We start from the raw sequence: 10,589 nt of genomic DNA, 5'->3' as shown, positions 1-10,589 counted from the left end.
ATAACGCTTGGAATCAGCCTTTAATCGTTTTGGATGGCGATCACAAAAAGGATCGCGTGCGGCTGGGGCACGAGCCGCAGCGTTTCGCTGGCTCCGTCGAGCCACAGCGTGTCGTGGGCATCGAGCGCGACGGGCGACGATTCGCCGATCGCGATGCTGCCTTGATGGCAGAACAGAAGCGTGGTGGCGGCTTCAGAGACGAAGTCGAACGGCTTGGCAAGCACCAGCCGGCGAACGCCGTGGCGCGCGCGGCCACGGCGGGTCATGACATTGAGGTCGGTAATCGGTCCCGCCGGCAGCGACGCATCGGTCGCCGCGTCGGCGGGAAAGAAAAGCGGATCGGATGCGCGCGTGAGCTCGACCGGCGCGCGGCCGGCGATCGTCAGCCGCATCCCCTCGCCTTCCAGGATCGACAGCGTGCGGTCGATGCCGGCAAAGACCGAGAACGGCCCGCCCGCCTCGACGCGCGCCATCGAGATGCGCCAGTCGAAATCGTCCAGTCCGGCGCCGGCCGGCGAGACGGCGATTTCCGTCGTCACGCCGCCGCCGTTCTTCCACGGCATGGAACGATAATCGGCCGCACGCAGGATGCGCATCGCGTTTAGCCCAGGATGCCCGGCAGGTTGAGCTGGTGTTCCCTGGCGCATTCGATGGCGATGTCGTAGCCGGCATCGGCATGGCGCATGACACCAGTGGCCGGATCGTTCCACAACACACGCTCGAGCCGGCGTGCCGCATCTTCCGTGCCGTCGGCGACGACGACCATGCCGGAATGCTGCGAGAAGCCCATGCCGACGCCGCCGCCGTGATGCAGCGACACCCAGGTGGCACCTGACGCGGTGTTGAGCAGAGCATTCAGCAGCGGCCAGTCGGACACGGCATCCGAACCGTCCTTCATCGCTTCCGTCTCGCGGTTGGGCGACGCGACCGAGCCGGAATCGAGATGATCGCGGCCGATGACGACCGGGGCCTTCAATTCACCCTTGGCGACCATTTCGTTGAAGGCGAGGCCGAGGCGGTGACGGTCGCCGAGGCCGACCCAGCAGATGCGCGCCGGCAGGCCCTGGAACTTGATACGCTTCTGCGCCATGTCGAGCCAGTTGTGCAGGTGATGATTGCCGGGGGTCAGTTCCTTCACCTTGGCGTCGGTCTTGTAGATATCCTCCGGATCGCCCGAGAGTGCTGCCCAGCGGAACGGGCCGATGCCGCGGCAGAAGAGCGGACGGATATAGGCCGGCACGAAACCGGGGAAATCGAAGGCGTCCTTGACACCTTCCTCCAGTGCCATCTGGCGGATGTTGTTGCCGTAATCGACGGTGGGCACGCCCATCTTATGGAAGTCGAGCATCGCCTTGACATGGGTGGCCATGGATTTCTTGGCGGCGACGACGACAGCGTTGGGATCGCGCTCGCGCTTTTCTTCCCATTGCCCGACGGTCCATCCCTGCGGCAGATAGCCATTGACCGGATCGTGGGCCGAGGTCTGGTCGGTGACCGCGTCGGGGCGCACGCCACGCTTCACCAGTTCGGGGAAGATGTCGGCGGCGTTGCCGAGCAGCGCCACGGAAATCGCCTTCTTTTCCTTGCAGGCCTTGTCGATGATGGCCAGCGCATCGTCGAGGTCCTTGGCCTGGACGTCGACATAACCGGTCTTCAGACGCATCTCGATGCGCGAGGGCTGGCACTCGACGGCAAGGCAGGAGGCGCCGGCCATGGTGGCGGCCAGCGGCTGCGCGCCGCCCATGCCGCCGAGGCCGGCGGTGAGGATCCAGCGGCCGGACAGGTCGCCATTGTAGTGCTGGCGGCCGAGCTCGACGAAGGTCTCGTAGGTGCCCTGCACGATGCCCTGCGAGCCGATATAGATCCAGGAACCGGCCGTCATCTGGCCGTACATCATCAGGCCCTTCTTATCGAGCGCGTTGAAATGCTCCCAGGTCGCCCAGTGCGGCACGAGGTTGGAATTGGCCAGCAAAACCCGCGGTGCATCCTTGTGCGTCTTGAACACGCCGACCGGCTTGCCGGACTGAACGAGCAGCGTCTCGTCAGCCTCGAGCTTGCGCAGCGCGCCGGCGATGCGGTCGAAACTGTCCCAGTCGCGGGCGGCGCGGCCGATGCCGCCATAGACCACCAGCTCGCCGGGCTTTTCGGCGACGATCGGGTCGAGATTGTTCATCAGCATGCGCAGCGGCGCTTCGGTGAGCCAGCTCTTGGCGGTCAGCTCGGTGCCGGTGGCGGCGCGGATGGTGCGGGAATTGTCGATACGGGTGTGTTGGGTCATGCGAATGCTCCCTCGAAGATCAGGCCTTCGCCCAGTTGAGTGCGGTCGTCAGGATTTCAGTCAGCGTCGCGCGCATCGGCGCGGCGAATTCGGGATCGTAGCGGCTCGGCCAGTTGGCCGGACCGACCTTGCCTTCCGGCTCCAGCATGTAGCCACGGCAGGAAAGCTCCATCTGCAAGGCATGGACGCCGTCTTGCGGCCGGCCATGATCGCGGGTGATCCAGCCGCCCTTGAAGCGGCCGTTGACGACCCAGGGCCGCCCCGTCGCGACCATGATGTCGGCGACCTTTTTCTCAAGCGCCGGATCGGCGCTCTTGCCGGAATTGGTGCCAAGGTTGAACAGCGGCAGCTTGCCTTCGAACAGCCTCGGGATGACGGAACGGATCGAGTGGCAATCGTAGAGCACGATCTTGCCGTGCAGGCCGCGCAGCCGCGCGATCTCGGCCTCGAGCGCGGCATGGTATGGTTCGAAATAGATCTTGCGGCGCCCGGCCACGTCGTCGGTGTTCGGCTCAAGCCCTGATTTATAGAGCGGTTCACCGTCGAAGGTCGTTGTCGGGCACAGTTCCGTCGTCGCCTGCCCCGGATAAAGCGAGACGCCGGACGGATCGCGGTTCACGTCGATGACGGAACGCGAGATCGTGGTGCGCACCACGGTGGCGCCGAGGCCGACGGCGAAATCGTAAAGCTGCTCGATCCACCAGTCGGCGTCGCGGCGGGCGAGCCAGGCAGAGACGAAACGATCGTCCAGCCCGGCAAGGTCGGTACCGGTGTGCGGGATCGAGACCAGCAGCGGCGCCTCGCCGCGCTGGACGGTGAGCCAGGCGGGCTGCGTCATGCAGCGCCCCCGCTGATCGCCGGCAGCTTGATCGCCTTGGCGGCCTCGACCAGCGCGCCACCGCGCACCAGCGCGATCGCCTTTTCCATGTCGGGATGGAAATGACGGTCGTCGTCGAGATAAGGCACCTGCGTCCGCACCGCCTTGCGCACGGCCTCCAGCGCGGCACTGGAAGCCAGCGGCTGGTGGAAATCGCAGCCCTGGGCCGCGGCAAGCAATTCGATGCCGATCACGGCGGTGGCGTTCTCGATCATGCCGATCAGGCGGCGCGCGCCATGCGCGGCCATCGAGACGTGGTCTTCCTGGTTGGCCGAGGTCGGGATGGAATCGACCGAGGCCGGATAGGCCTTCTGTTTGTTTTCGGAAACGAGTGCGGCCGCCGTCACCTGCGGGATCATGAAACCGGAGTTGAGGCCGGGTTTTGGCGTCAGGAAGGCCGGCATGCCGGACAGCGCCGGATCGACCAGCATGGCGATGCGCCGCTCCGACAGCGAGCCGATCTCGCAGACGGCGAGCGCGATCATGTCGGCGGCGAACGCCACCGGCTCGGCATGGAAATTGCCGCCGGACAGCGCGGTGTCGTCCTCGGCGAAGATCAGCGGGTTGTCGGTGACGCCGTTGGCCTCGGTTTGCAGCGTGTCGGCGGCCTTGCGCAGAACGTCGAGTGCGGCGCCCATGACCTGCGGCTGGCAGCGCAGGCAATACGGGTCCTGCACGCGCTCGTCGCCGACGCGGTGGGATTCGCGGATGGCGCTGCCGGCCATCAGGTTGCGCAGCGCTTCCGCGGTCTCGATCTGGCCGCGATGCTTGCGCAAGAGATGAATGCGCGGATCGAACGGCGCGTCGGAACCTTTCGCGGCATCCGTCGACAGCGCGCCGGCTATCAGCGCCGATTGATAAAGCACTTCTGCCTCGAACAGGCCGGCCAGCGCATAGGCGGTGGAGAACTGCGTGCCATTGAGCAGCGCCAGCCCTTCCTTGGCGCCCAGCGTCACCGGTTCCAGGCCGTGCGAGGCAAAGGCGACCCTGGACGGGAAGCGGCCATGCGGGGTAAAGCATTCGCCAACGCCGATCATCACCGCCGTCATGTGCGAGAGCGGCGCAAGATCGCCAGAAGCGCCGACCGAGCCTTGCGCCGGCACCACCGGAATGACGTCGTTGGCCAGCATCTTCTGCAAGAGATCGATCGTCGCTGGCTTCACGCCGGAAGCGCCCTGCGCCAGCGAGGCGAGCTTCAGCGCCATCATCAATCGCGCCACCGCGACAGGCATCGGCTCACCGACGCCGGCGGCATGGCTGAGCACGATGTTGCGCTGGAGCGTTTCAAGGTCGGCGGCGGGAATGCGCACGCTGGCGAGTTTGCCGAAGCCGGTGTTGATGCCATAGACCGGCTCACCCTTGGCGACGATGCGCTCGACCGCCCTGGCGCTGGCCTCGATGGCCGGCTTGCAGGATGGATCGAGCACCGGCACGGCGCCGCGATAGATGGCGCGCCAGTCGGCCAGCGTGGCGTTTCCGGGTTTCAGTACGAGTTCGGTCATTGTCCCCTCCAGATACGAGCATGGAGCGGATTGAAGCCCATGCGATAAACAAGTTCAGCCGGCCGCTCGATATCCCAGATGGCGAGGTCGGCCCATTTACCGGCTTCCAGCGTGCCGGTTTCGCCCTGCAATCCGAGTGCGCGGGCGGCTTCGCGGGTGATGCCGGCGATGCATTCGTCAACGGTCATGCCAAACAACGTCGCCGCCATGTTCGTGGTGAGCAGCAGCGAGGTGAGCGGCGAAGTGCCAGGATTGTTGTCGGTGGCCACCGCCATCTTCACGCCATGCTGGCGAAACAGTGCGATCGGCGGCTTCTTCGTCTCGCGGATGAAATAATAGGCGCCGGGCAGGATGCCGGCGACCGTTCCAGCCTTGGCCATCGCCGCGGCACCGGCATCGTCGGTATATTCGAGATGATCGGCCGAGAGCGCACCATAGCGGGCCGCAAGCGCGGCACCATTCAGGTTGGACAGCTGGTCGGCATGCAGCTTCACCGGCAGGCCGGCAGCCTTCGCTGCGTCGAAAACGCGGGCAATCTGCTCCGGCGAAAAGGCGATGCCCTCGCAGAAACCGTCGACGGCGTCGGCGAGCTTGTCGGCGGCGACCGCCGGCAGCATCGTTTTGGCCACCAGGTCGATGTAAGCGTCCTTGTCGCCATTGGCCTCGACCGGCAGCGCATGCGCGCCGAGGAAGGTGGTGCGCACCGTCACCGGGCGCGCCACGCCGAGGCGGCGCGCCGCCCTCAACGACTTCTTCTCATTGGCGAGATCGAGCCCGTAGCCGGATTTCACCTCTACGGTAGTGACGCCTTCGGCCATCAACGCATCGAGGCGCGGCAGGGTCTGCGCGACCAGCTCATCCTCGCTCGCCGCACGCAGCGCCTTCACCGAGGAAACGATGCCGCCGCCGGCGCGGGCGACTTCTTCATAGGTGGCGCCAGTCAGCCGCATCTCGAATTCGTTGGCGCGGTTACCGGCATGGATGAGATGGGTGTGGCAGTCGATAAGGCCGGGCGTGATCCAACGGCCTTCGCAATCGACGATTTGAGTTCCGGAAGGAGTTGCCGGCATGTCCGCTTCGGGACCAGCATAGGCAATGCGGCCATCGCGCGCCACGACGGCGCCGCGTTCGATTTCACCAAGACCTGCGGCAGTTTCGGCCAGCGTCGCAAGGCGCGCATTGCGCCACACGCGGCTTGCCCCTGCCCGGCCCTTCTCCTCCTCAGCCATAGCTTTTTTCCGCTTCACTCCACTGAAATTATGTATATACATATTGAGACGCGGCGCAAGTGTTATTCTGGCGTCGATTACGCACAGGGAGGATTATGGCGTGACGGCAATCTTTGCGGAACAGGCGCTTTTAGCCGACGGCTGGCGCAGGAATGTGCGCATCGCGGTTTCCAACGGCGCGCTTGCCTCGGTGCAACCCGACACCACCGCGCAGCCCGGCGACGAACGGCACGCCATCGTCGTCCCGGGCATGCCGAACCTGCACAGCCACGCCTTTCAGCGTGGCATGGCCGGCCTTGCCGAAACGCGCGGCCCCGGCGCCGACTCTTTCTGGAGCTGGCGCGAGGTGATGTATCGCTTCGCGCTGTCGATGACGCCCGACGATGTCGAGGCGGTCGCGTCGCAGCTTTATGTCGAGATGCTCGAGGCCGGTTTTTGCCGAGTTGGCGAGTTCCACTATCTGCATCATGACCACGACGGCAGCGCCTATGCCAACATCGCGGAAATGGCCGAGCGCATCGCCGCCGCCGCCAGCGCGACCGGGCTAGGGCTGACCTTGCTGCCGGTGTTCTATGCGCATTCCAGCTTCGGCGGCACCGCGCCCAACGAAGGACAGAGGCGTTTCATCAACGATCTCAACGCGTTCTCGAAACTTCTCGACAAATCGCGGAAGACTGTAGGCGCCCTCGATGGAGGCGTTGTCGGCGTCGCACCGCACAGCCTGCGCGCCGCGACGCCGGCGGAGCTGACGGATGTGGCCAAGCTGCTCCCACTGGCGCCGATCCACATCCACATCGCCGAGCAGGTGAAGGAAGTGGACGACTGCGTTGCCTGGTCAGGCAAGCGGCCGGTCGAATGGCTGCTCGAAAACCAGCAGGTCGACAGCCGCTGGTGTCTGATCCACGCCACCCACATGACCGATGCCGAGACGATCGCCATGGCGAAATCCGGCGCTATCGCCGGGCTGTGCCCGATTACCGAGGCTAATCTGGGAGACGGCACCTTTTCCGGGCCCCTGTTCTCAAGCCATGGCGGCCGCTACGGCGTCGGTTCCGATTCCAACGTGCTGATCGGCGTCAGTGACGAACTGCGCCAGCTCGAATATTCCGAGCGCATCCTGCACCGCGCCCGCAACGTTTTGGTCGCGCCCGGCCAATCCAACGGCCGGAACTTGTTCAACTCCGCCCTGGTCGGCGGCAACCAGGCGCTCGGTGTTGCGAAAACCGGCCTCGAAGCCGGCGCGCCCGCCGATTTCGTCTCGCTTGATGCGAACCACCCTTCACTTGCCGGCAAATCCGGCGACGCCATTCTCGACGCGTGGATCTTCGCGAACGGCACGCAAATTGACTGCGCATGGGTGCATGGCAAGAAACGGGTCGAGAACGGCCGTCATTTTGCGCGCGAGGCCATTGCCGAACGCTTCCGGAATGTGATGATCAAGCTGTCGGCCGGTTGACGGCCGCCGGATTGAAAAGATGGGGGATGCAGACTGATGACCATGACAGCGGAACCGTCGTCGCTGCATCAGCGTATCCTGTCTGACATCAGCGAGAAGATCCTGTCGGGAACCTGGGCCCCCGGCCATCGCATTCCCTTCGAGCATGAACTGACCGCCGAGTACAGTTGCTCGCGCATGACGGTGAACAAGGCGCTGTCGCAGTTGGCCAAGGCCGGGCTGATCGAGCGCCGCCGCCGCTCCGGCAGTTTCGTGCGCCAGCCGCATTCGCAGGCGGCGATTCTCGAAATCCACGATATCCGCACCGAGGTCGAGGTGACCGGCCTGCCCTACCGCTACGAGCGCGTGTCGCGACACAAGCGCCGCTCCAACACCGAAGATCGCGACCTGCTCGGCCTCGAAACCGCCGGACCGGTACTGGCGCTGGAATGCCGGCACTTCGCCGGCAAGCGGCCGTTCTGCCAGGAACGGCGCCTGATCAACCTGACCGCCGTGCCGGAAGCGGACGAAGAAGAGTTCTTCGACATCAGCCCGAGCCCCTGGCTGGTCGGGCGCGTGCCGTGGAATGCCGCCGAACATCGCATCCGCGCCATGGCGGCGGACCAGGCGATTGCAACTGCTCTCGACATTGCGGTCGGCGCGCCTTGCCTGGTGGTGGAGCGGCGTACCTGGAACGCCGAACACCCGGTCACGCAGGTGCGTTTCGTCTATGCCGCCGAAAGCCACGAGTTGGTGGCTCGCTTCGCCCCATCTCAGGGAACCTAAAGCGCTTCCCGCCTAGACTGAGCCGTTCGCCGCAGATTGCTTCTGCCACAGATAGAGAATGTCGGGCTCGCGCTCTTCATTGCTGCTGCCGTCGGTTTCCTCGATGACGGCAAAACCGTGTTTTTCGTAGAAAGCGCGCGCAGCCCAATTCTTCTGGAACGTCCATAGTTGCACCCTCGGTGAGGCTGCCTTGGCGATATCCAGCAATGCCGTGCCCATACCGCGTCCCTGATGGGCCGGCAGCACGTAAAGCTGGTCCACCCAGCCGTCCCGGAACGCGATGAAGCCGACGATATCGCCGTCTAGCGCACCCCAGATCTCGCATGTCCGATAGACGTGATTTCGGAAGAAGGCCCTGTCCTCGTCGGGCGTGTGCAGCCCGGCAAGCCAGGGCAGTCGCTCGTCGAAGGCTTGCCGCAGGACGATGGCGACACGATCCATGTCCTCAAGAACCAGGCGGCGTAACGTGAAGGACATCGGTTTCAAGGCATGTGGCATCAAAAAGAAAAACGGGGCCAATCCGAACCGGATGGCCCCGCTCTGTTGGTTAGGCAGCCCGCGCGGCCGGCTTGCGGCCGAAGCGGCGCTTGTTGCGGAACGGCTTGTTGCCATCCGGCTTGCGCTCGCCATGCGGCTTGTCCGTGAACGGACGATCGCCCTTGGGCTTGCCGTGGAAATGCCGTTCGCCGGCCGGCTTGCCACTGAAGGGGCGGTCACCGCTCGGGCTGCGCTCGCCCTGGGCGCCACGCTCGCCATCCGGCTTGCCGGAGAACGGACGTCCGCCCGGCTTGCCGCCGAAGCGTTTCTTGCCGAAGCCGTCATTGCGCGGCCGGCCGTCGCGGCGATGCTCGCGGCCTTCGCGCGCGCCGTCATTGGCCGGCTCGAAACCGCGCTCGCCCTGCGGACGCGGCTCGCGCGCCGGATCGGGCTGGCCGAGATGGTCGGCCAGCACCGGCAGCTTCATGCGGATGATGCGCTCGACCTGGCGCAGCTTGCTGTTCTCCGACGGATCGACCAGCGTGATCGCAATGCCATCGCGGCCGTTGCGGCCGGTGCGGCCGATGCGGTGGACATAGCTTTCCGCCTCATCCGGCAGGTCGAAGTTGACGACGTGGCTGATGCCGGGCACGTCGATGCCGCGCGCGGCGATGTCGGTGGCGACCAGAATGCGCACCGTACCGTTGCGGAACCCGTTCAGCGCGTTCTGGCGGGCGTTCTGGCTCTTGTTGCCGTGGATCACGGCGGCCTCGAAGCCGTCGCGCTCCAGATCCTTGGTGACGCGATCTGCACCATGCTTGGTGCGCGCGAACACGATCACCGAGCTCATGGCTTCGTCGGCCAGCATGTCGGACAGAACCTTGCGCTTCTGCTTGGTGCGGGCGAGCACGACGCTCTGCACGATCTCGGCGGCGGTGGTGCCCTGCGGCGCCACTTCGACACGCACCGGCTCGCGCAGCAGGCTTTGCGTCAACTGCTCGATCTCGGACGGCATCGTGGCCGAGAACAGCGCGGTCTGCCTGGCCGGATGGGTGGCCTTGGCGATGCGCTTGACGTCGTTGATGAAGCCCATGTCGAGCATGCGGTCGGCCTCGTCGAGCACCAGCCAGGTGGTCTCGGAGAGGATGACGTCCTTCTCGCGCACCAGGTCCATGAGGCGGCCGGGCGTGGCGATCAGGAAATCGACGCCGGGGCCGATCTTGCGGACCTGGCTGAAGCGGGAAACACCGCCCAGAACCAGTGCGGTGGAGACATGAGCGCCCTTGGCGAGCACCTTGACGGTTTCCTCGATCTGGACAGCCAGCTCGCGGGTCGGCGCCAGGATCAGCGCGCGCGCCGTCTTCGGCCGGCGCTTGGTGCCGAGCGCGATGATCTTGGACAGGATCGGCAGCGCGAAGGCGGCCGTCTTGCCCGAGCCGGTCTGGGCGATGCCCAGGATATCACGGCCGGCGAGCTGCGCCGGGATAGCCTGCTCCTGGATCGGCTTGGGCTCGGTGAAGCCCGCCGCAACGGTAGCCTTCAGGAGCTGGCCGGAAATTCCGAGTTTGGCGAAGCCGTTCAGCTCCGCAGCGATTTCATTGGTCAAAACAATCTTCTTTCATGCGGACATTGCCGCAAACAGCGATGGCGGCCGGGCGCAACCCGCCGTCAAAAACAGGAATGGGACGACAAGGCGGGCGGGCTTTTAGCCCGCTCGGCTGCGCTGTCGTGCCCGCCAGCCTCTTGCCGCGGGACTTACACCGCCTTGCCCAAAGCAAGGGGAACAGACGCAACCAGTCTCAATCAAGGAGAAAGCCGGGAAAGCCCCGGCCCGAGCGCCTATGAAGCGGCATATGGAGGAGTTCGCTCAAAAAAGCAAGAGCGCGATGTTGCATTGCAGCATTGCGCATATATCCCAGCGGGCAGAACGAGCTATCCCGATGCGGCGACGGGGCTTGCCCTTAAGGCCCGCCAATATTTCGCCGTCGAAGCGACGAAATGCCGG

At 65.2% G+C, this 10,589-nt stretch carries 9 protein-coding genes; 2 read left to right on the top strand and 7 right to left on the bottom strand.

Annotated elements, in window-relative coordinates; genetic code table 11:
• Positions 1 to 20 precede the first annotated feature (20 nt).
• From FZF13_RS22605 to hutI, 5 genes are read right to left on the bottom strand one after another with little or no spacing between them, the layout of a single operon-like run.
• Complete coding sequence (locus FZF13_RS22605; protein WP_024922246.1) at positions 21 to 596, bottom strand: HutD/Ves family protein; 576 nt, start codon at positions 594 to 596, stop codon at positions 21 to 23.
• A 5-nt stretch (positions 597 to 601) separates the two neighbouring features.
• The gene (gene hutU, locus FZF13_RS22600; RefSeq protein WP_024922245.1) at positions 602 to 2,278 is read right to left on the bottom strand and encodes a urocanate hydratase; all 1,677 of its coding nucleotides are present in this window, start codon (positions 2,276 to 2,278) and stop codon (positions 602 to 604) included.
• A 19-nt stretch (positions 2,279 to 2,297) separates the two neighbouring features.
• The gene (hutG, locus tag FZF13_RS22595) at positions 2,298 to 3,116 is read right to left on the bottom strand and encodes an N-formylglutamate deformylase (RefSeq protein WP_024922244.1); all 819 of its coding nucleotides are present in this window, start codon (positions 3,114 to 3,116) and stop codon (positions 2,298 to 2,300) included.
• Positions 3,113 to 4,657 (bottom strand): histidine ammonia-lyase, encoded by a 1,545-nt coding sequence (hutH, locus tag FZF13_RS22590; protein ID WP_024922243.1) that lies wholly within the window; start codon positions 4,655 to 4,657, stop codon positions 3,113 to 3,115. Before hutH ends, hutG begins: the two co-directional genes overlap by 4 nt.
• Positions 4,654 to 5,886, bottom strand: a complete 1,233-nt coding sequence (gene hutI, locus FZF13_RS22585; protein ID WP_024922242.1) for an imidazolonepropionase — start codon at positions 5,884 to 5,886, stop codon at positions 4,654 to 4,656. The genes hutH and hutI overlap by 4 nt, the downstream gene beginning before the upstream one ends.
• A gap of 100 nt (positions 5,887 to 5,986) precedes the next feature.
• On the opposite strand from hutI, the gene FZF13_RS22580 reads away from it, so the two are divergent.
• Both FZF13_RS22580 and hutC read left to right on the top strand, forming a co-directional pair.
• Positions 5,987 to 7,342, top strand: a complete 1,356-nt coding sequence (locus tag FZF13_RS22580; RefSeq protein WP_024922241.1) for a formimidoylglutamate deiminase — start codon at positions 5,987 to 5,989, stop codon at positions 7,340 to 7,342.
• 36 nt (positions 7,343 to 7,378) lie between these two features.
• Positions 7,379 to 8,107 (top strand): histidine utilization transcriptional repressor HutC, encoded by a 729-nt coding sequence (gene hutC / locus FZF13_RS22575; protein WP_024922240.1) that lies wholly within the window; start codon positions 7,379 to 7,381, stop codon positions 8,105 to 8,107.
• Between the two features lie 12 nt (positions 8,108 to 8,119).
• Here the strand turns inward: hutC and FZF13_RS22570 are convergent, their stop codons facing one another.
• Together FZF13_RS22570 and FZF13_RS22565 are read right to left on the bottom strand one after the other, a co-directional pair.
• Positions 8,120 to 8,584, bottom strand: coding sequence for a GNAT family N-acetyltransferase (locus tag FZF13_RS22570; RefSeq protein ID WP_024922239.1), 465 nt, complete (start codon positions 8,582 to 8,584; stop codon positions 8,120 to 8,122).
• Between the two features lie 70 nt (positions 8,585 to 8,654).
• Positions 8,655 to 10,190 carry a DEAD/DEAH box helicase gene (locus FZF13_RS22565; protein ID WP_024922238.1) on the bottom strand — a complete coding sequence of 512 codons (1,536 nt, stop codon included), beginning with the start codon at positions 10,188 to 10,190 and terminating at the stop codon, positions 8,655 to 8,657.
• Between the last annotated feature and the right edge of the window lie 399 nt (positions 10,191 to 10,589).

Source organism: Mesorhizobium terrae (genome assembly GCF_008727715.1).
Lineage (GTDB): Bacteria > Pseudomonadota > Alphaproteobacteria > Rhizobiales > Rhizobiaceae > Mesorhizobium > Mesorhizobium terrae.
The sequence above is the reverse complement of the archived record's forward strand: the minus strand, read 5'-3'. Positions and strand labels throughout refer to the sequence as shown.

Excerpts from the sequence above, each read along its gene's own strand:
- hutU (WP_024922245.1), bottom strand. The coding sequence starts at position 2,278 with ATGACCCAACACACCCGTATCGACAATTCCCGCACCATCCGCGCCGCC.
- hutI (WP_024922242.1), bottom strand. The coding sequence starts at position 5,886 with ATGGCTGAGGAGGAGAAGGGCCGGGCAGGGGCAAGCCGCGTGTGGCGC.
- FZF13_RS22570 (WP_024922239.1), bottom strand. The coding sequence starts at position 8,584 with ATGTCCTTCACGTTACGCCGCCTGGTTCTTGAGGACATGGATCGTGTC.
- hutC (WP_024922240.1), top strand. The coding sequence starts at position 7,379 with ATGACCATGACAGCGGAACCGTCGTCGCTGCATCAGCGTATCCTGTCT.
- hutG (WP_024922244.1), bottom strand. The coding sequence starts at position 3,116 with ATGACGCAGCCCGCCTGGCTCACCGTCCAGCGCGGCGAGGCGCCGCTG.
- hutH (WP_024922243.1), bottom strand. The coding sequence starts at position 4,657 with ATGACCGAACTCGTACTGAAACCCGGAAACGCCACGCTGGCCGACTGG.
- FZF13_RS22605 (WP_024922246.1), bottom strand. The coding sequence starts at position 596 with ATGCGCATCCTGCGTGCGGCCGATTATCGTTCCATGCCGTGGAAGAAC.